Genomic DNA, 18,490 nt, shown 5'->3' on the forward strand with positions numbered 1-18,490 from the left:
AAAAACTCCCGCAACAGATCATCCATGAGCTACGCCTTACTGACCTGGATCTGGACTCGACGCCCGAGCCACGCTTGGCATGAACGGAAGTCCCCGCCTTGGATCGTTAGACATCCCCTTTCACGGTCCCGTTAATTTCATCCTCCGTGCTAATACGGATATTGAAGACAAGTTTGCCGTTCGATCGCATACGACAGCGTTTTTCGGCAAACCGGCACCACGCCGCAACGGCGAGACGCGTGAGGTGAACGTGCCGATAACAGCGGGACCAGGCGCGCGGGAAAGCCCAGCTCGTGAAGGACGATATGCGCGGTCTTCGCGGAATTGTATCGAGCCGCCTGCAATCCGGGGCGGTCCCGCCACGTTCGCTTGGTGCTCTGCCGGGATACGCAAGACCCGCATTTGCGGTAAACGATCCGTTACCGGCGTCCACTGCGGCCGGTGTCGGCGCTAACCCAGGCGCGCGGCCGAGGCGAGGTCGCCGTAGGGACGGTGCTCCGCCAGGCAATCGTTGATGGCGGCGAGCAGCGCGTGCGGCGTGAACGGCTTGCGCAGACACCGCGCCGCACCGAGCTCCAGCGCCATCCGGAGGAAATCGGGAGCTGGCGAATTCAAATTTGCGAACGCGTAGCCGGACATCGCAATCAGCGGAACGGCCGGCGCCCGCTCGTGAAAGATCCTGACCGATTCGAACCCGCGCATGTGCGGCATGAAGATATCGATGATCATCAGATCGAACTGCTCGTGTTCGAGCGCGCGAAGTCCGGCTTCCCCTCCTTCGGCGATCGTCACCCGAAAATCGTTGCGCTGGAGATAGACCTCGATGGCCATGCAGACCATCGGGTCGTCGTCGACGACGAGAATATGGCGCAGACCTTCTGTCCCCGTTTGAGCTTCCCGATTTGGCGATTCAATAATTGAACCGTGGCGCACGCCATGCTCCTTTGCTCGAGAAATGGACTGTTGAGAACCTGCTTGGCGGAGCGGGGAAGACAATGGACGCGAAATCTGCGGCCACGCGGCGCCAAGATTCGAAGCAATGTTTGAGGACGGTAGCCACTCGTCCGACTAACGAGGGTGCACGGATCGCCCGGCGTCCGATGGCAGTGCGGATGCAATGCTTCCGGCTCATGAAGGCCCCTTGCCGCTTTTACCTGCGCAACCCTTGCAGGCTGGCGCGCAGGCTTATGAGCGAATCAGCGTGCCATTCTCATTTCCGCCGCAAATGCACCGGCCGTCTGCCCCCCAACAGGTATACGCGGAGCAACACAACCATTATAATACACTTTGTTGTCGCGCAACTGAATGGCGAATCGGACGCGGCGCGGATCACTTCGAAATGCGTCGGATCAACCATGACCGCGACCATCCTCCAAACCCGATGCGCCAGCCGACAATCTGGATCTGCTGGGTTCCCGGATCGGTACCGGCGAATGGTCAGGGAATCTGTCTTTGGGGAGGGCGGCGTCGCGGCGGCGATCACCGATCGGACAACTTGTCCCAATTGCCAACATATCCCGAGGGGAACATGATGGAACTTGGCCGGGCGGCAAGCAGTTTCGTGTGCTGCGGCCCGCTGGTCCGGAAGACGGGAGGCTACTTTGGAAACGATGGTGCGTTCCTCCAACGGTTTCCTGTCCGCGCTGTCGGCAGACGATTACGAATTGATCCGTCCGCACCTGCGTACGGGCGACCTGCCGCATGAGGCGGTGCTGGTCGAGACCGGCGAAACGCTCAAGCGCGCCTACTTTCCCCATCGCGGCGTCATCTCGCTGGTGGTGGAGCTCGCCAGGGGCGAGCACGTGCAAGTCGCCATGATCGGCCGCGACAGCCTGCTCGGAACGCTCTCGACCATGGGCGATGCCTGCGCGCTGAACACGGCCATCGTGCTGGTTCCCGGCTCCGCCTCGATGATGGATCTCGATCGGCTGCGCGTCGCGGCCGACCAGAGCGGCACTCTGCGGACGCTGCTCACGCGTCACGGGCTGGCGGTCTACGCGCAGGTGCAGCAGACCGCGGGGTGCAACGCCGCTCATCCGGTGGAGGCGCGGCTGTCGCGCTGCCTGCTGCACACCCACGACCTCTCCGGCGATTACCGGCTGCTGCTGACCCAGGAGGCGATGGCGCAGATGATCGGCGCTCGGCGGAACAGCGTGTCGCTGGTCGCCAATACCCTGCAGCAGGCGAATTTCATTCACTACAGCCGCGGACACATCCAGATCCTCAACCTGGACGGCCTGCGCCAGACGGCGTGCGAATGCTACGCCGCCGTGAAGGCGCAGTATGACCGGCTGCTCGGCCCGCGCTGACTGGTGCTGCGGCGTGGTAAACCGTCCGCTAATTCCGGCCCGCAAACACGGATTGTCCTGCTACCGGAACTGAAATCCGGATGCCGTAGACACGCAACGTGCCGCGCGCGCCTGTCCGGGCCGGCGGCAAACGAACCGTGTTCAAGGCAGGCCAAACCATGTTCGAAGTCACCGCCGCGCCGGCGCAGACAGCGCTTGATGCCGAGCCCGCGCGCGAGCCGGGCGCATATCAGGCGCTGGTGCGCGAGATCGGCGAGGACGGTGCTTGCGAAGTGCGCGACGTGTTCTGGAGCGACACCTGCGCGCGCCTAAAATTGTTTCGTTCGCTCGCGCTCGCGCAACATCACGGCAGGATCGCGCGCGAAGCGCATTCGCTGAAGAGCGCGGCCGGGACGTTCGGCTATGTCCGGCTCGCGGCGCTGGCGCTGCGGCTGGAGAAGACCGCGGAGAGCCTTGGCGACGCCGGATTTCGCGACCTCCTGGAGCTGATGGACGCGGCCTATGCCGCCGGGCGCGCGCAGGAGCCGGAGGGCTGACGCGCTCGCTCGAAAACGCCGTAACCACTCACGCGTGCATGCCCGCCGTACTTCTACGGCTTGGGATTTTCACAGATGGCTAATCATAGGCAGCGATAGTCGCCGGAAACCAGGAGGGTTTCCATGTTCACCTACGAGACCGCGGACCAGAAAGAAGTTCGTCGCTTCCGCATCGCACAGTTCAACGGCCGGATGGCAACGGTGGCCGCTGGCGAGGAGACGGTGACCGGCTTCGTGCGCTCGGTGCTGGAGCAGGAATCGAGCATGCCGCCCCGCTGGACTATCACGATCATTCCCAACGCGCCGAAGGAAGAGCTCAAGCCGCTGCGGCCCTCGTCGCGCACGCGTCCCTTCGCCGAAGATTATTTCTGAGCACGATCGGAGCCGCGGGTTTTTCTCGAGAAATCTCTCACGCGTGGCCCTCGCCGCTGGCGGGCTGGCCGAGGCAAGACCCTTCAGTCGATCGAATGCATCAGCGCCGCACGGACGAGGTCCGCCGTGTTGCGCGCGCCGAGCTTGCGCATCGCCTCGGCGCGATGGCTCTCGAAGGTGCGCGGGCTGATCTGCATCCGAAGCGCACCCTGCTTGTTCGAATATCCCTCGCTGATCAGCCTCAGCACCTCGCGCTCGCGCTTGGTCAGCCGCTTCTGGCCTGACAGGCCGAGCATTTCGGCGCTCGGCAGGCGCTGCGGCTGTGGTGCGCGCGCGAGCTTCGATTCGGCGTCCTCGGCCCTGGACGCGATCGGCAGGCCACCCGTGTGAGAACCGGCAAGCTGTTTGACGAGGCCACAAACCCGTTCGGTCTGCACCAGTGCATTCTCCACGACCCGCTGCAAATAGGCACGATCACCCGTCACCGGCGCGAGCTGATCGCTGTGATGCTTGATTTCGCCCATGTAGAGCAGGAGCGCCGTGAGGGGACCGTTGAGCTCGCGAGCGATGGCGGCGGCCATTTCGTCGGCGGCCTTGGCGCGGGCGGCGTTCAGGCGGACGACATCGAGCTCTTCAGTTGGAGCGGCGCTGCTTTCGTACCATTCCGACGGCCGCGAATCAGTGGCCGTGTCATTCTGTGACCCCATGTCACTCGTTTAGCGGAACCCCACGCGATCTGTAGTTAACTTTTTGCTCCGTAAGACTACGGTGAATTTGGCAGTTTTGTGCTGAAACGCCGGCACAGGCACACTTTATGCTTGAGTGGCAACGCCCCTCAACAGTCTCAGGTTGCCGAAACTGCCCCAATGATGGGCTGATGACCCGAAGCCGTCTTAACGATCCGATCGGCGCCGAATACCTCCGGCGTCGGATTTTACCGATATATTAACGGCGGCTTGCTTCTCTATGTCGCAATTGAGAGCGCGCAAATGCCTCCATGCATGCAGCCGATAGGCCTGCTGGAATCGTTGCGGAAGATTGCGTGCCATGAACGAGATCGACCAGCTATCGAACTTCTTGCAGAAGCTGACGCCCCTGTCGCGCAGCTGCCTGCTCAGCGAACTCGAACGGCTTGAGCTTTGCGGCATCGACATGCCGGGCTCGTCCGACCTCCAGTCCCGGTTGCGCGCCGAGTTTCGCAAGGACGGATCGAGCCAGGCGCGCGCCACCAGTCCCTCGCGCCATTTCTTTGCGCCGCTCGAGCTGCTTCTGATCGACGGCGCGCCCGAGCATGCCAATGTGGGGCGGATCTCGCGCAACACCCTCACCCCCATCTGGGAGTGGATCTGCCGCGACCTGCTGCCGACCATGGCGCGCGACTACATCAAGGCGATCAGCGACCAGGTCGCCGCCAACAACCAGAAGGAAGTGCTGAAGATCGCATCGACCTTCCAGACCAAGGTCGTCAAGGTTCTCGAGAGCACCCTCGCATCGGCGGAGAGCACCGAGTTCGCGCGCGGCAAGCTCGCGCAATATACGGCATCGCGCACCGCCTTCGACGACGTGAAGAAGATGCAACATGTGCTGCGCGCTGGCGCCGCGCTGCCGAAGTTCAGCGAAAAGCTGCCCGAGAAGATCGCGAAATTCGACGACGGCACCGTTGATCAGATCACCGCACGATTGGACGCCTTCAAGAAGGCCCATCCCGAGGCGCTGCCGTTCGCGCTCACGCTGGTGGCCAAGCGGCTGAAGACGTTCTGGCAATTGGTGCGCCTTGCCACCAAGGCCGCCGCGAGCAAAAGCGCCGCCGATGTCGCAGCCACGCCCTATGCCTGCGTCGTTCACATGGTGCTCGACCAGCTCGACGACAGGCGCCTCGCCTTGCGCATCGCGCTCCGGCACAACCGGGTGCTGATTGCGCGCGACCTGCTCGCCGAGATCTACGACACCGAATATGCGCTCAAGGTGCGGATCGACGGCATCGAACATTGCGAATGGGGCATTCGGCTCCAGCAATTGATGGACGCGATCGCGGCGCTGGTGTCCGCCGAGGTGAGCCGCTTCCCCTCCAATGTCGGCCACATTCTCGGCTCGCGCCGGCTACGCAGCCACGACACGCTCGGCGGAAAGCTGTCCTATCTGGCCTGGAAGGGACGCGATGTGATCGAGGACGGCGCGGCCGCGTTGCGCAAGCTGATCGGCCAAACCTGATCCCGCGACTAAAGCGCGCCTGGCGCGCTTTAACTTGTCAGTTGAGCATGATCTTGTCGGAAAACCGCTGCACACTTTTCCGGATCATGCTCAGTGCGCGCGCGGCAGGCACAGGAAGCGATCGAGAAATCGTCCTGACAGCACGAACCTGAACCACCAATACATTATTCGCCGCGACGTCATTGCTGCGATCCTCGACAGCCCACCACCGGCTGCCAGAGCAATAGCGCACCTGCAGCAATCCGCTTGTGATGTGCTTCACATTGGCGCCAGCGCGCACCGACGCATTGTCGCAGAACCGTCACGAGCGAACCGGGAAAAATGCGCGCATGACGCGCAATTGAGGCGCTCCATTATTCAATTGGGCGAGGCGCGCGCGGCTTGGTCCAATTGCAGGACAGTGCGCGCGCATGCAGCCTTACTGCACGTCGCGAAATCTCTCGTGATTGTCGCAACCCTGCGCCCGATGCGCGGGCAGACGTAAAAACTTCTCGAACGAGACCCAGACAATTTTAGACATGATGGGTGCTTTAACGTTACCCAGATAATTCGACGATCGACTGAAGCCTTCCATATTTGAAACTGCTCACGTCGCTAACACACCGGCACGGAACGGGAGTGCTTGCGATGAACGACGACATTGTAGAACTCGCCGAACGAAGGCCGAAGACCTTCGGACGGCGAAAGGTGAAGCCGCGCGCATGCGTCGCCGACGGCAAGCGCCATCTTCGCGCGTTTCTCGCGGAAGTGCTGGAGGATCTCGGCTTCGTCACCACCGAATGCGCCAGCGCCGAGGAGCTGCAGAGCGTGCTGACGAGCGAATTGCCCGACCTGATCCTGCTCGGCATCGCCGCCGACGGCATCGAGCCCGGCAAATTTCTGGAGACGCTGGTGCGCGAGGCCTTCGACGGCAGGGTTCTGACTGTGGGCGCCCGCGAGTCGATCATCGTCAGGGCCGTGCAGCAGGTCGGCGAGGAATACGGCCTCAAGATGCTGCCGCCGCTGACCACGCCGTTTGCCGCGGAGACGCTGCGCGACCGCGTCGCGATGCTGTTGCCCGAGGAGCCGGCGCCGAGCCCGGCCGTGCATGTCGGCGAGGCCCTGCACGCCGGCTGGCTCGAGCTCTGGTACCAGCCCAAGATCGACGCGCGCACGCTGATCCGCAATAGCGCCGAGGCGCTGGTGCGGATGCGGCATCCGACCTGGGGCGTGGTGCCGCCCGCCTATTTCATCCCCGAAGAGCACGACCCGAATATGCGCGACCTCTCCGAATTCGTGATCGAGCGCGCCATGCAGGACTGGCACTATCTGCTGGAGCAGCAGAGCCCGGTCGATCTCGCGATCAACCTGCCGGCGTCATATCTGAAGGAGCCGCAGGCCGTGCGCGATCTCTGCCGCCGCATGCCGACCCATCCGGCGTTCGGCGGGCTGACGATCGAGATCGACAGCGAGGAGGCGATCCGCGACCTCGATCTCCTGGTCGAGGTCGCCCGCGAACTGCGTCTGCACAATATCGGCCTGTCGATCGACAATCTCGGCGCCAACTGGCCATCGCTGATGGACAAGGACAAAATTCCCTTCATCAAGCTGAAGGCGGACCGGCACTTCGTCACCGGCAGCGGCACTGATCGTCTCAAGCGCACCGTGTGCCGCCACATCGTCGAGCTTTCCCATGGCTATGGCGTGCGTGCCGTCGCCGAGGGCGTCGAGAGCCGCGCCGACCTGGTCGCAGCGAACGAGCTCGGCTTCGACCTCGTGCAGGGGTTTCTGTTCGGCAAGCCGATGCCGCTGAAGAAGTTTGCGCGGAGTACGCTGACGCGGACGGTGATGGGGGGCGCGTGAGGCCGCCTCAGGCAAACCGCCGCGCGAAGAACACGCAGGCGACCACGAGCGCGGTCGCCGCGATCATGCTCCAGGCGACCGGTTCGTGCAGAAGCCAGCCTGCAAGCGCGAGACCGAAGAACGGCTGGAGCTGCTGCAACTGGCCGACACGGGCAATGCCGCCGATCGCGAGCCCGCGATACCAGAAGATGAAACCGACGAACATGCTGAAGACCGAGACGTAGGCGAGCCCGATCCAGGCGGGCACACTGATGCCGCTCCATGTCGAGGGCCAGGTCCAAATCGCGACCGGCACCATCAGCGGCAGCGACAGCAGCAGCGCCCAGGAGATCACCTGCCAGCCGCCGAGCCGGCGCGACAGCGCGGCGCCTTCGGCATAGCCGAGCCCGCACAGCACGATCGCGGCGACCATCAGCAGATCGCCGGTGAGCGATGCGGTACCGTCGTTGGACAGCGCAAAGCCGGCGACCGTGGCGCTGCCGAGAATAGAGAACAGCCAGAACATCGGCTGCGGCCGCTCGCCGCCGCGCAGCACGCCGAAGATCGCGGTCGACAGCGGCAACAGCCCGATGAAGACGATCGAATGCGCCGAGGTGATGTGCTGGAGCGCGAGCGCCGTCAGCAAGGGAAAACCGACCACGACGCCGATGGCGACGATGGCGAGCGAGACGAGATCCCCACGCGCCGGCCGCGCCTGACGGAGCAGGCCGAGCACGGCCACACCGATCAGCGCCGCGATGACCGCGCGCACCGAGGTCAGGAACAGCGCGGAAAACCCGCCGACCGCCACGCGCGTCGCCGGCAGCGAGCCGCTGAAGATGATGACGCCAAGAAGCCCGTTGCCCCAGCCGCTGCCGGAAGATTGCATGCCCGTCTCGCCCTTGTCGGTGGATCCCAACTGGAGAGACCAGCCGGGGGCGGCGTGACGATTACCTGTAAGCTTTCCAACGCCCAACAACAAAAAGCGCGAAAACAACCCCATGCACAGTAGACCGGTGCTGCAAGATCAATGACTTACGCGGGGCGGAATCGTCTGACTGGGCGACACTTAATTCGCCTTGATGCCCGCTTCACTGATCAGCTTTCCCCATTTCGAGCTTTCGCTTTGGATAAAGCGGCTGAACTGCTCGGGCGAGGTCGGCGCAGGCTCTGCGCCAAGCGTCCGGATCTTCTCGACCACCGAAGGGTCCTTCAGGGCTTTTCCGAAGGCTTCGTTCAACCGGCCGACGATATCGGCTGGCGTGCCGGCCGGAGCAACCAGCCCGAACCAGCCAACGGATTCGAAACCCGCAATCCCGCTCTCGGCGAGTGTCGGCACATCGGGCAAGGACGAAAGACGCTGGGCAGACGACACACCGATGGCGTTAAGCTTGCCTTCGAGGATCAGTTGTCTCGATGCGGGGATATCCAGCACCGCGAAGGGGACATGGCCTGCGAGAACGTCGACCGTCGCCGGCGCGGTCCCGCGATAAGGGACCAGCTCCATGGCGATCCCGGTCTTCTGCGTGAACAGTGCCGCGGTCAAGTGCATGGCGGTCGAATTGCCGCCATGCCCGATCGACAATGCGCCCGGCTTGGCCTTGGCAAGCGCGATCGTTTCCGCGACCGTATGCGCCGGCACGTTCGCTGACGCAACCAGCACGAAGGGAATTTCCGCGAGCAGGGTGATCGGCGCAAGATCCTTCGGATCGAACGGCATCGACGAATTGAGATGCGGATTCACCGTCAGGCTACCTGCCGGCGCGACACCGAGCGTATAGCCATCAGGCTTGGCCTGCGCGACCGCGGCCATGCCGATGTTGCCTCCAGCACCCGCGCGGTTCTCGATCACGAGACCCTGTTTGAGCTCGGCAGTGACCAGCGGTTCGAGCGCGCGGATGACGGTATCGGCGCTGCCGCCGGGCGGAAAGGTCACGATGATCTTGATCAATTGCTCGGGATAGGCCGCTCGGCTCGCTTCCAACGGCAGCACGGCGAAACTCGCGGCCGTCAGCACGGCCAAAATGCGGCGGCTTGCAACGTGAAACACGTTTCCCTCCCCGGTGCGTTCTTGTTTGTGAACCACGACTTTGTAAACCACGTCCTGACGGACTTCGTCGCGAGACCGTCCGCTTCAAATCGCCTTACGCCGAAGCGCCAGTAATGCGCGTCAGCAAGCCTTGTGGGTCCGCGGGCGCGGCCTGCCCGCGCCAGGCGATGTGCTGATCGGGCCGCGCCAGCACCAGCTTCTCGGCATACGCGCCGTTCGCTTCGTCTGGCGCGATGTCGACCAGCGCGAGCGGAATGCGGCGCTGCTCTGCGGCAGACTTCAATGGCGCCACATCGATCGCCGGATCGAACCGCAGCAAAGTGTAGCCGGCGCCGAAGGCATCGTAGAGCGATCGCCCGTCCCGCAGAAACAGGTGCGGCGCGCGAGCGCCCGGCACGGTGGAGGGCGTGAAGCTGCCCATCGCGTAGGCCGGCGGCGTCTCGCCGTCATAGGCAATGATCGGCGAGGCATCGTAATAGTAGCCAAAGTTCAATCCGGCGCAGCAATATTGCTGCACGTTGAGATCGTAGGCCGCCCTGGCCAGCGCTGCGCGCGCCGCGTGGCCGCGCGGCGTGTCGTCCTCGATCTCCGCGGAGACTCCGCCACGCTGCGCCATCATCTTCATCGCATGCTCCATGGCAAAGCGCGACACCTGTTCGGTGATGGGCTGACGCTCCGCCTCGTAGGCATCGAGGATCGAAGCCGGCGCCCACCCGTTCAGATGCGCCGCCACCTGCCAGCACAGGTCGACGGCATCCGCAATGCCCGCATTCATGCCGTAGCCCGCATATGGCATCCACAGATGCGCGGCGTCGCCGCAGATGAAGACCCTGCGGTCGCGGAAGCGATCGGCGACAAGCCGGCGGCCGACCCAGTCCTCCTTGCTGAGGACGCGGTATTCGAAGCGCTCGTCGACGCCGAGAATGGCGCGGATCGCCCAATCCCGATCGACCGAATCAAATTCGGGTTCGTCTGCCTTTAGGTGATTGTGGATCAGCCAGCGGTCATGACCGTCGATCGCCACCGTCGTGCCTGAACGTCGCGGGTTGAGCGAGAGCACCATCCAGGCCGGCTTGTGCGCGCCCATCAGCTCCTTGAGCTGCGGCGCTTCGATGAAGGTCGATTGCACCCGCTGGATCACCGGCGTGCCGGACAGGTTGGCACCGATCGATTTGCGAACCAGGGAACGGCTGCCATCGCAACCGATCACAAAGGAAGCCTCGATGCGGAGCGAGCTTCCGCTGTCGAGGTCGCGCGCCAGTGCGACCACATGGTCGTCATTCTGCTCGATGTCCGTGATTTCCGTGCGCGCCAGAATGGTGATGCGCGACTGAGCGGCGGCATGGCTGAATAGGATCGGCTCGAGATAGACTTGGTTGATCCGGTGCGGCGGCTCCGGCGTCGGCCACCAGGTATCGGGGCCACCGGTGGCGCTGTAGCGGCGTGCGCGCGAGGGAATGTCGATGCGGCACAGCTCGATGCCGGTCGCCGTGGTTCGGTAGGAGCAGTCGTTCGGGAAATCCGCGGGCAGGCCTGCGTCGCGCAGCTTTGCGGCGACACCGAGCCGGCGGAAGATCTCCATCGAACGCGCCGAGACGTGGTTGCATTTGACGCTGGGCGGATCGCCGGCATGGCGGATCTCCGCGACCACGACGTCGATCCCACGGGAAGCCAGATCCATCGCCGCGGTCAATCCAACGGGCCCGGCGCCCACCACCAGCACCTGTGTTCTCATGTTCGTTTCCGATCCCTTGGCGATCGCGACTTCACCGTCCACGGCATGCATTTTATTGCATGCTCGCTTATGTGATAAGCCGGAAAGAACTCATCAATTCATGAGCTTTGCCTATGAACGTCACCTTGCGGCAATTGCAGGCCTTCACCGGCGTGTACCGGACGCGCAGCATCACGCGGGCCGCGCGCGAGCTGGGAATCACGCAATCGGCGGCGAGCCTATTGATCCAGCAGCTCGAAGCGCAGCTCGGCGTCAAACTGTTCGATCGCTCCACGCGTTCGGTGCAGCCGACGCTGGCTGCTGACGAGGCAGTTCACGCCGCCGAACGCATGCTGGGTGATGCGCTGGGCCTGTCGCGGCGCATGCGCGACCTGGCGCAGGCGCGCGCCGGCCGGGTCGCGTTTCTCGCCTCAGCCGGTACCGCATCGGCACTGCTGCCCTCGGTGCTCGCTAAATTCCGGGCAGGCTATCCCGACATCGAAATCGACATGCGCGACGTCGCCGCCGACGATCTCGTTCCGCGTCTGAGCGCGACGGATGCGGAGTTCGCGATCGGCAGCGTCGAGGGAGAATTCGCGGAGCTGACGATCGAGACGCTGACCCGCGGCCGCCTGAGCGCCATCGGCCGGCGCACCGCCGACTTCGCGGCACGCCGCTCGCTGACATGGGACGAGTTGGCTCAGATGCCCACGATCGCGATGCGACGCGAAACGCGGATTCGCATGCAGATCGATCAGGCGCTGGGCACCCAGGGCAAGCACCTCAACCCAACCTATGAAGTGACGCTGATCAACACCGCACTCGCCATGACGGCGCAGGGTCTCGGCCTCGCGATCCTTCCTGCGACGATGCTGCCGGCGGATCAATTTCCGACTCTGATCGCAAAGCCGCTGATACGCCCTGCCATCACCCGCCCGGTGTCGCTGCTGCAGCGCCAAGGGCGGACGTTGTCGCCAGCCGCGCAGGCGTTTGTGGCGACGGCGCGGACGGTGCTGTCGGAGCGAGAGCCGGCAAGATCAGACTGATCTACCGAGCTTTCTGTAAGCCGTTTTGTTGTGGCGGATGATGTTGGCGGAGAGGGAGGGATTCGAACCCCCGATAGGCTTGCACCTATGCCGCATTTCGAGTGCGGTGCATTCGACCACTCTGCCACCTCTCCTGAAGGCGCCAAGTAAGGAGCATGGCCCCTGTGGTTCGGGCGTTAATAGGCGAGGATGGCGGGCCAGACAAGGCTGGGAGGGCGAAAATCGGGCCGGTTTTCCGGCTGGACCCACGATGTCACGGTGATGATCGGGGGCGATCACGGATTTCGGCGGCGGTTTGCGCGGGAATGGGCCTGAGCCGTTCGCCACTGACCCGGCGCAAGCCCGATGCGGCACGTCGGTGCCCGAATCACTGGTACCCGCAAAAGGCGGGGTGGGACCGCCAGACGCGGTAAACACTGGCGGTCCCGGTGCCGCTCATTAAAACTCTGGCTGGGAAGGGCGGCTTCGCCGGCCAGGTGAGGCGACGGTTCCGACCGTAGCGTGCGGCCCGTGCACCGCAACGCAATCCGGTCCTTAACCTAACCAGTCAAGGTTACTCCTTGTCGGACTTGGCCTTTTTCTTCCCGTTGCCCGTGGAATCCCCGTCTTTTCCGTTATCCTTGTCCTTGCCGTTGTCCTTGCGGCGGTTGGTGAAGCGGGCATTGCCGAGGCCGGTGCCGATGGTGAGCACGCCCCAGCGATCGACGTCCTGCATGAACGGCACCTCGGAGAGGCCCTGAACCACGCCGTCATTGTGCATCAGGATCGCGGTGTCGTGCTCGCCGATTTGCGGAATGCCCTCGAGCAGGCTCGCCGGCAGGTTGAACTTGCTGCTCTCCCAATTGCCCGGCAGGTTCTGCGCGCCTTTCTCGATGGAGCCGTCCGCGTTGATCACGCCGGGACAGGCGATGCCGATGAACGGCGCCAGCTTGTAGCCTTCCTTTTCGGCCTCGGTGATCAGCCCCTTCAGCATCTTGGTGAGCCGCTTCACCGCGCCTTCGCGCGTCGGCTCGTCGTCGGCATGACGCCACAGCTCGGACTTCACGACCTTGGCTTTCGACAGGTCTTTTGCCTTTTTCCAGCTGGTCTCCACCAGGCCGCAGCGGATGTTGGTGCCGCCGATATCGACGGCGAGGATGCTGTCATGGGCCTCGAAGATCCATGACGGCGCCAGATGCAGCGCGCCGATCAGGCCGGCTTCGTCGGGATGATGACGGATCGGCACCATGTCGATCTTGAAATCCTCGGACATGAGGATGATCTCGGTGCGCGCGATCGCGAGCTCGCCGAGCCGGGAATCGCGAAAGCCGCCGCCGACCACGATGCGCTCGGTCTTGGCCCAGGCCTTGGACTTGAGGAAGCGGCGGGTGACGTAAGCGAGCTCCTGGGCGAAGTCCTCGATGGCGCTATGCACCACCGCCCAGGCCTCGGTGTCGTCACCGACCAGGATGGCATCCAGCGTCTTCTTGCTGATCTCGTCGGACGGCTCCTTGCCGAACGGGTCCTCGCCGGACTTGCGCAGCGGCTTGCGCCAGCGCTCGAGGATCTCGCGGAACGCGCCCTTGCTGGCGCGGTCGCCGATGAAGCCGTCCTCGTCCTTCATCTCGATGTTGAAGCTGTCGATATCCACCGAGGGCAGCCGCTCGGCGCCGTGATGGGCGATGCCCGTCGTCGTCTTGACCAGCTCGTCTGTCGCCATGGTAAGCCCCTTGCCCGTCTGACTGAATTCGCGGAGACAACGGCGGGGGAACCTGTTGGTTGCGGCGCGGTCCGAAATTCGCCTGCGGGGCCGGATCGGGCCTAAATGCTTCAAATCGGGCCGTTTTCGCCGGCTTTTCCTTGACTCCAGGGGATCAGCGGCTATAAATCCCGCAACCGGCGCGGGGCGTTTCTCGCGCCGCTTGTTTTTGCGTGGGTTTTCAAAGGGATAACTCCCGCCCGCGCAAGACTCGCATAAACCCATAACGACTGACAAAAAGCCGGCCCCGACACCATGTCGCGAGGCCGGGAATGAACACGAAGGAAAACAACGATGTTCGCAGTCATCAAAACCGGCGGCCGGCAGTACCGCGTCGTTCCGGATGATGTCCTGGAAGTAGGCAAGATCGAAGGCGAAGTCGGCTCGATCGTGCAGCTCAATGAAGTTCTCCTGGTCGGCGGCGACACGCCGATCCTGGGTCTGCCCACGGTCGCCGGCGCCTCCGTCGCGGTCGAGGTGCTCGACCACAAGCGCGGTCCCAAGGTCATCGCTTTCAAGAAGCGCCGCCGCAAGAACTCGCGCCGCAAGCGCGGCTATCGCGACGAGATCACCGTGCTGCGCATCTCGGAGATCCTGACGGACGGCGCCAAGCCCACCAAGGGGCCGCGTCCGAAGCGGGAAAAGGTCGTCAAGCCAGAGACCACGACCGAAGAGGCCGCCGCATAATTTGATCACGCGCAATCACGAAGTGATGCGTGAGAAATTGTGAAATGATTCCGTCAAGGAATTGATCTAGAAATACTCAGGATTTCGGAGACGAGCCATGGCTCACAAAAAAGCAGGCGGTTCATCGCGCAACGGTCGCGATTCCAAGGGCAAGCGCCTCGGTATCAAGGCGTTCGGCGGGGAAGTTGTGATTCCCGGCAACATCATTGCGCGTCAGCGCGGCACCACCTGGCATCCCGGCCTTAATGTCGGCATGGGCACGGACCACACCTTGTTCGCCAAGATCGAGGGCCGCGTAACGTTCCAGGCCAAAGCCAACGGCCGCACCTTCATCTCGGTGCTCCCGCTCGCAGAGGCGGCTGAATAGACGGTGGATCAAATTTGGAGTCCGCCGGGTCCCAGACCGAACCGGCGGAGTCCTTGAGATCAAAATAGATCGAAGGCTCCAGGGGAGGCGGGAAACCGGCCTCCCCTTTCGTTTGCGTGCTCACTTTTCACTTTAGTGACTTCGACGGAGCCGGACATGTTGCAGGATTTTTCGAGCGTGACCTTGCGGGAGGCGAGACCGAGCGTCGTCGCCACCGAGCGGCTGACGTTGCGGCGGCCGACCCTCGCCGACGTCAGGACCATCGCCCTCCTCGCCAACGATCCTCGCGTCGCCGAAAACACAAGGCGCCTCCCGCATCCCTATTCGCAGGACGACGCCGTCGCCTTCATCCGCGCCACCGCCGTGCCCGGCGGCGAGACCGTGTTCCTGATCGAGCATGACAGCGGCCCCATCGGCATGGTCGGTATCGACTGCTCGACGCCCGGCAATGCCGAGCTCGGCTATTGGCTCGGCGTCGAGCATTGGGGCCGCGGCTTTGCCACCGAGGCCGCGCGCGGCGCGATCGACTTCTTTTTCGAGGAGTTCGAGGACGATCATCTCTATGCAGGCGCGCGCGTCACCAACCCGGCCTCGCGCAACGTGCTGGAGAAATGCGGCTTCCAGTGGAGCGGCGTCCAGCTGCACCGTTTCCTGGCGCTGGGCTCGTCCACGCCGGTCGACTGCTTCCGGCTCTCGCGCGGCGTGTGGGCGTCGCTGAAGAGCTGGAGCAGTGCGAGGCGCGTGAGGTAGGCCCAACTCTCACCACATGTCGTCCCGGCGAAGGCCGGGACGACAGCGTGGTTACGCCGGCGGATTCACCTCTCCGCCTCCACCCCCGAGATCGCGCTCACGCAAGTAAATATAGAACCCGGCGCCGATGATGATGGCGGCGCCGATGATGGTGGCGATCTCGGGCACGTCGCCGAACACGACGAAGCCGAAGATCACCGCCCAGACGATCATCGAATATTGATAGGGCACGACGACGCTGGCCGGCGCGAGCTTGAGCGAGCGGTTGACGCAGAACAGCGCCGTGACCGAGACGCATCCCGCCAGCGCGAAGATCACGAGGCTGCCCGGTGTCGGCGGCACCCAGTGGAACGCCGACAGCACCGCACCCAGCAAGAACGTGCCGACGAATTGCGACGACGCCATCACGATATCGGGCGTCTTGCGCAGGCTGCGCGTGATCAGCATCAGCGTTGCGAAGGAAAGACTGCCGCCAAGCGCGATCAGCGCCGGCAGGCTCACGGTCTGTGCCGATGGCCGCAGCGCGATCAGCACGCCGCAGAAGCCGACCAGGATCGCCGTCCAGCGCCGCCAGCCGACTTTCTCGCCGAGAAAGATCGCCGACATCGCGGTGACGAAAATGGGCCCGGCGAGATAATAGGTGATGACGTCGGCGAGCGGCAGGTAGACCGTCGCCAGGAAGAACGCCGCCACTTCCAGCGTCGACAACACGACGCGAAAGAGCTGAAGGCCCGGGCGCTCCAGATGCAGGAACTGGTGACGCTGCCGCCAGACCAGCGGCGACAGCAGCAGCAGCGCCGCGCAGGCGCGCAGGAACAGCAGCTGCCCCACCGAATAAGTCCCGACCAGGAACTTGCCCATGGCATCGCCGAACGAGAACATGAAGATCGACAGCACCATGAGTGCAATCCCGGCCAGCCGCGCCGAGCGTTCGTCATAGGCCGAGAGATTTTTGAAAAGGGGCATTGCTGTCGTTCGTGGAAACTCGTCATTGCGAGGAGCTCTTGCGACGAAGCAACCCAGACTGTTGCCGCGGAGACAGTCTGGATTACTTCGCTTCGCTCGCAATGACGAGCGGAGAGAGCGTCGAAACGGCGACCAGAGTCGCTTGCGGTCGTTTTAATGACGTGAGCGCCCGCGACAAGCCCACGCCAGACGAATTGAACGGATTGCCGCAGTCTTCGCGTCGCGGTAGCGATGGGCGACACCGAACGAAAGAGCCAGGAAAGAGCTTAGCCATGACCGACTTCGACCCGGCCCGGCATCGCATGATCCCCGCGCAACGCTGGTTTGAGGATTTCGTGGTCGGCGAGCGCTTCGTGCTGCCGAGCCGCACGCAGACGACAGCCGTGTTCGCGGCATTCCAGACCGCGAGCGGCGACACCCATCCGGTGCATTACGATGTGGAGTATTGCCGCAGCCGCGGCATGCCGCATCTGCTCGCCCACGGTTTCCAGACACTGATCCACACCGCACCCGGCGCAGGCCTGTTTCCGTTCATGGTCGAGGACTCCCTGGTCGGCTTCCTCGAGCAATCCAGCCGGTTCCTCAAACCGGTGTTCGCCGACGACACAATCTATCCCGCGCTCGAGGTCACCGAGCTGGTGCCGGGACGCTCGACCGGCGCGGTGACGCTCAAAAGCACCGTGTTCAACCAGCGCAAGGAGCTGGTGCTGGATGGCACGCAGAAATTCCTGATCCGGCGCCGGCCCCTCTGACGTCGTCCTGTGGTTAAGCAAGGCCACAAATCGCCGGGTTTCGGCCGATTTGCGGGTCTATCCGGGTTGCCGCGCGGGACCGGCTGGCCTACCTATGGCCCATGAAATTCCTAGACGAAGCAAAGGTCTATATCCGCTCCGGCGACGGCGGAAACGGCTGCGTGGCGTTCCGCCGCGAAAAATTCATTGAGTTCGGCGGCCCCTCCGGCGGCAATGGCGGCCGCGGCGGCAATGTCATCATCGAGGTCGCCGACGGGCTGAACACGCTGATCGACTACCGCTACCAGCAGCACTTCAAGGCCCAGAAGGGCGAAAACGGCTCGGGCTCGGACCGCCACGGCGCCAATGGCAAGTCGATCGTGCTGAAGGTCCCCTTGGGCACGCAGATCTTCGACGAAGATCGCGAGACCATGATCCACGATTTCACCACTGTCGGCGAAAAATTCGTGCTGGCCGAAGGCGGCAATGGCGGCTTCGGCAACGCACATTTCAAGACCTCGACCAACCGCGCGCCGCGCAATGCCAATCCCGGCCAGCCCGGCGAGGAGCGCTGGATCTGGCTGCGGTTGAAGCTGATCGCGGATGCCGGTCTCGTCGGTCTGCCCAATGCCGGCAAATCGACCTTCCTCGCCAAGGTCAGCGCGGCCAAGCCGAAGATCGCCGACTATCCCTTCACCACGCTGCATCCGCAGCTCGGTGTCGTGAATGCCGACGGCCGCGAATTCGTGCTGGCTGACATCCCCGGCCTGATCGAAGGCGCGCATGAAGGCGTCGGTCTTGGCGACCGCTTCCTTGCCCATGTCGAGCGTTGCCGCGTGCTGCTGCATCTCATCGATGCGACCTGCGAGCACGCCGGCAAGGCCTACAAGACGGTGCGAACGGAGCTGGACGCCTATGCCGGACAGCTCACCGACAAGATCGAGATCGTCGCGCTGAACAAGATCGACGCGGTCGAGCCGGACGAGTTGAAGAAGCAGAAGGAGCGGCTGAAGCGCGCCGCCAAGAAGACGCCGCTGCTGCTCTCCGCGGTCACCGGCGACGGCGTGCAGGAAGCGCTGCGCGCCCTGGCGGACGTGATCGGCGAGAGCCCGGTGTCTGCGAAAGCGAAGAGCGCGGCCGAAGCGGAGCCTTGGTCGGTATGATTCGTCGTCCCGGCGAAGGCCGGGACCCA

General features: G+C 63.7%; 19 protein-coding genes and 1 tRNA gene. 11 read left to right on the plus strand and 9 right to left on the minus strand.

Annotated elements, in window-relative coordinates; genetic code table 11:
- Positions 1 to 450: 450 nt before the first annotated feature.
- Positions 451 to 873, minus strand: coding sequence for a response regulator (locus tag IVB47_RS02520; RefSeq protein ID WP_247459814.1), 423 nt, complete (start codon positions 871 to 873; stop codon positions 451 to 453).
- A gap of 737 nt (positions 874 to 1,610) precedes the next feature.
- On the opposite strand from IVB47_RS02520, the gene IVB47_RS02525 reads away from it, so the two are divergent.
- The 3 genes from IVB47_RS02525 (at position 1,611) to IVB47_RS02535 (ending at position 3,217) form a co-directional block, all read left to right on the plus strand.
- Positions 1,611 to 2,309: a Crp/Fnr family transcriptional regulator gene (locus tag IVB47_RS02525; protein WP_247459651.1), complete on the plus strand. Its 699-nt coding sequence runs from the start codon at positions 1,611 to 1,613 to the stop codon at positions 2,307 to 2,309.
- A 158-nt stretch (positions 2,310 to 2,467) separates the two neighbouring features.
- Positions 2,468 to 2,845: an Hpt domain-containing protein gene (locus IVB47_RS02530; RefSeq protein ID WP_247459653.1), complete on the plus strand. Its 378-nt coding sequence runs from the start codon at positions 2,468 to 2,470 to the stop codon at positions 2,843 to 2,845.
- A gap of 123 nt (positions 2,846 to 2,968) precedes the next feature.
- Positions 2,969 to 3,217 carry a hypothetical protein gene (locus IVB47_RS02535; RefSeq protein ID WP_027566442.1) on the plus strand — a complete coding sequence of 83 codons (249 nt, stop codon included), beginning with the start codon at positions 2,969 to 2,971 and terminating at the stop codon, positions 3,215 to 3,217.
- Between the two features lie 83 nt (positions 3,218 to 3,300).
- On the opposite strand, the gene IVB47_RS02540 is transcribed toward IVB47_RS02535, so the two are convergent.
- Positions 3,301 to 3,924 (minus strand): helix-turn-helix transcriptional regulator, encoded by a 624-nt coding sequence (locus tag IVB47_RS02540; RefSeq protein WP_247459655.1) that lies wholly within the window; start codon positions 3,922 to 3,924, stop codon positions 3,301 to 3,303.
- A 340-nt stretch (positions 3,925 to 4,264) separates the two neighbouring features.
- On the opposite strand from IVB47_RS02540, the gene IVB47_RS02545 reads away from it, so the two are divergent.
- The gene (locus IVB47_RS02545) at positions 4,265 to 5,428 is read left to right on the plus strand and encodes a hypothetical protein (protein ID WP_247459657.1); all 1,164 of its coding nucleotides are present in this window, start codon (positions 4,265 to 4,267) and stop codon (positions 5,426 to 5,428) included.
- Between the two features lie 37 nt (positions 5,429 to 5,465).
- On the opposite strand, the gene IVB47_RS02550 is transcribed toward IVB47_RS02545, so the two are convergent.
- On the minus strand, positions 5,466 to 5,690 hold the full coding sequence (locus IVB47_RS02550; RefSeq protein ID WP_247358148.1) for a hypothetical protein: 225 nt from the start codon (positions 5,688 to 5,690) through the stop codon (positions 5,466 to 5,468).
- Between the two features lie 365 nt (positions 5,691 to 6,055).
- Here IVB47_RS02550 and IVB47_RS02555 point away from each other — a divergent pair, with 365 nt between their 5' ends.
- Complete coding sequence (locus IVB47_RS02555; protein ID WP_247459659.1) at positions 6,056 to 7,270, plus strand: EAL domain-containing response regulator; 1,215 nt, start codon at positions 6,056 to 6,058, stop codon at positions 7,268 to 7,270.
- A gap of 7 nt (positions 7,271 to 7,277) precedes the next feature.
- Here the strand turns inward: IVB47_RS02555 and IVB47_RS02560 are convergent, their stop codons facing one another.
- The 3 genes from IVB47_RS02560 to IVB47_RS02570 all read right to left on the minus strand — a co-directional run bounded on the left by IVB47_RS02560 (position 7,278) and on the right by IVB47_RS02570 (position 11,034).
- Positions 7,278 to 8,138, minus strand: coding sequence for a DMT family transporter (locus IVB47_RS02560; RefSeq protein WP_247284816.1), 861 nt, complete (start codon positions 8,136 to 8,138; stop codon positions 7,278 to 7,280).
- Between the two features lie 180 nt (positions 8,139 to 8,318).
- Positions 8,319 to 9,299 carry a tripartite tricarboxylate transporter substrate binding protein gene (locus IVB47_RS02565; protein WP_247459661.1) on the minus strand — a complete coding sequence of 327 codons (981 nt, stop codon included), beginning with the start codon at positions 9,297 to 9,299 and terminating at the stop codon, positions 8,319 to 8,321.
- A 94-nt stretch (positions 9,300 to 9,393) separates the two neighbouring features.
- Positions 9,394 to 11,034, minus strand: coding sequence for an FAD-dependent oxidoreductase (locus IVB47_RS02570; protein ID WP_247459662.1), 1,641 nt, complete (start codon positions 11,032 to 11,034; stop codon positions 9,394 to 9,396).
- Between the two features lie 113 nt (positions 11,035 to 11,147).
- Here IVB47_RS02570 and IVB47_RS02575 point away from each other — a divergent pair, with 113 nt between their 5' ends.
- The gene (locus IVB47_RS02575; protein ID WP_247459664.1) at positions 11,148 to 12,059 is read left to right on the plus strand and encodes a LysR family transcriptional regulator; all 912 of its coding nucleotides are present in this window, start codon (positions 11,148 to 11,150) and stop codon (positions 12,057 to 12,059) included.
- A 44-nt stretch (positions 12,060 to 12,103) separates the two neighbouring features.
- Here IVB47_RS02575 and IVB47_RS02580 read toward each other — a convergent pair.
- Positions 12,104 to 12,193, minus strand: a tRNA-Ser gene (locus tag IVB47_RS02580).
- A gap of 419 nt (positions 12,194 to 12,612) precedes the next feature.
- The gene (locus IVB47_RS02585) at positions 12,613 to 13,758 is read right to left on the minus strand and encodes an ROK family protein (protein WP_247459666.1); all 1,146 of its coding nucleotides are present in this window, start codon (positions 13,756 to 13,758) and stop codon (positions 12,613 to 12,615) included.
- 333 nt (positions 13,759 to 14,091) lie between these two features.
- On the opposite strand from IVB47_RS02585, the gene rplU reads away from it, so the two are divergent.
- From rplU to IVB47_RS02600, 3 genes are all read left to right on the plus strand, one after another.
- On the plus strand, positions 14,092 to 14,484 hold the full coding sequence (gene rplU, locus IVB47_RS02590) for a 50S ribosomal protein L21 (protein WP_027566432.1): 393 nt from the start codon (positions 14,092 to 14,094) through the stop codon (positions 14,482 to 14,484).
- Positions 14,485 to 14,581: 97 nt separating this feature from the next.
- On the plus strand, positions 14,582 to 14,851 hold the full coding sequence (rpmA, locus tag IVB47_RS02595; protein ID WP_018459863.1) for a 50S ribosomal protein L27: 270 nt from the start codon (positions 14,582 to 14,584) through the stop codon (positions 14,849 to 14,851).
- 156 nt (positions 14,852 to 15,007) lie between these two features.
- Entirely contained in the window at positions 15,008 to 15,601 is a 594-nt protein-coding gene (locus IVB47_RS02600) for a GNAT family N-acetyltransferase (RefSeq protein WP_247358153.1), read from the plus strand.
- A 51-nt stretch (positions 15,602 to 15,652) separates the two neighbouring features.
- On the opposite strand, the gene IVB47_RS02605 is transcribed toward IVB47_RS02600, so the two are convergent.
- Positions 15,653 to 16,567 (minus strand): DMT family transporter, encoded by a 915-nt coding sequence (locus IVB47_RS02605; RefSeq protein WP_247459668.1) that lies wholly within the window; start codon positions 16,565 to 16,567, stop codon positions 15,653 to 15,655.
- Positions 16,568 to 16,839: 272 nt separating this feature from the next.
- Here IVB47_RS02605 and IVB47_RS02610 point away from each other — a divergent pair, with 272 nt between their 5' ends.
- Positions 16,840 to 17,319, plus strand: coding sequence for a MaoC family dehydratase (locus IVB47_RS02610; protein ID WP_027566429.1), 480 nt, complete (start codon positions 16,840 to 16,842; stop codon positions 17,317 to 17,319).
- Between the two features lie 101 nt (positions 17,320 to 17,420).
- Positions 17,421 to 18,461 (plus strand): GTPase ObgE, encoded by a 1,041-nt coding sequence (gene obgE / locus IVB47_RS02615; RefSeq protein ID WP_027566428.1) that lies wholly within the window; start codon positions 17,421 to 17,423, stop codon positions 18,459 to 18,461.
- Positions 18,462 to 18,490: the final 29 nt, after the last annotated feature.

The organism is Bradyrhizobium sp. 62 (assembly GCF_023073035.1).
In the GTDB taxonomy this organism is placed as follows: Bacteria; Pseudomonadota; Alphaproteobacteria; order Rhizobiales; family Xanthobacteraceae; genus Bradyrhizobium.

Coding starts and splice junctions, on each gene's coding strand:
- IVB47_RS02535 (WP_027566442.1), top strand. CDS start 2,969: ATGTTCACCTACGAGACCGCGGACCAGAAAGAAGTTCGTCGCTTCCGC.
- IVB47_RS02525 (WP_247459651.1), top strand. CDS start 1,611: ATGGTGCGTTCCTCCAACGGTTTCCTGTCCGCGCTGTCGGCAGACGAT.
- IVB47_RS02570 (WP_247459662.1), bottom strand. CDS start 11,034: ATGAGAACACAGGTGCTGGTGGTGGGCGCCGGGCCCGTTGGATTGACC.
- IVB47_RS02545 (WP_247459657.1), top strand. CDS start 4,265: ATGAACGAGATCGACCAGCTATCGAACTTCTTGCAGAAGCTGACGCCC.
- obgE (WP_027566428.1), top strand. CDS start 17,421: ATGAAATTCCTAGACGAAGCAAAGGTCTATATCCGCTCCGGCGACGGC.
- IVB47_RS02555 (WP_247459659.1), top strand. CDS start 6,056: ATGAACGACGACATTGTAGAACTCGCCGAACGAAGGCCGAAGACCTTC.
- rpmA (WP_018459863.1), top strand. CDS start 14,582: ATGGCTCACAAAAAAGCAGGCGGTTCATCGCGCAACGGTCGCGATTCC.
- IVB47_RS02600 (WP_247358153.1), top strand. CDS start 15,008: ATGTTGCAGGATTTTTCGAGCGTGACCTTGCGGGAGGCGAGACCGAGC.
- IVB47_RS02530 (WP_247459653.1), top strand. CDS start 2,468: ATGTTCGAAGTCACCGCCGCGCCGGCGCAGACAGCGCTTGATGCCGAG.
- IVB47_RS02540 (WP_247459655.1), bottom strand. CDS start 3,924: ATGGGGTCACAGAATGACACGGCCACTGATTCGCGGCCGTCGGAATGG.
- IVB47_RS02610 (WP_027566429.1), top strand. CDS start 16,840: ATGACCGACTTCGACCCGGCCCGGCATCGCATGATCCCCGCGCAACGC.
- IVB47_RS02575 (WP_247459664.1), top strand. CDS start 11,148: ATGAACGTCACCTTGCGGCAATTGCAGGCCTTCACCGGCGTGTACCGG.
- IVB47_RS02605 (WP_247459668.1), bottom strand. CDS start 16,567: ATGCCCCTTTTCAAAAATCTCTCGGCCTATGACGAACGCTCGGCGCGG.
- IVB47_RS02560 (WP_247284816.1), bottom strand. CDS start 8,138: ATGCAATCTTCCGGCAGCGGCTGGGGCAACGGGCTTCTTGGCGTCATC.
- IVB47_RS02585 (WP_247459666.1), bottom strand. CDS start 13,758: ATGGCGACAGACGAGCTGGTCAAGACGACGACGGGCATCGCCCATCAC.
- rplU (WP_027566432.1), top strand. CDS start 14,092: ATGTTCGCAGTCATCAAAACCGGCGGCCGGCAGTACCGCGTCGTTCCG.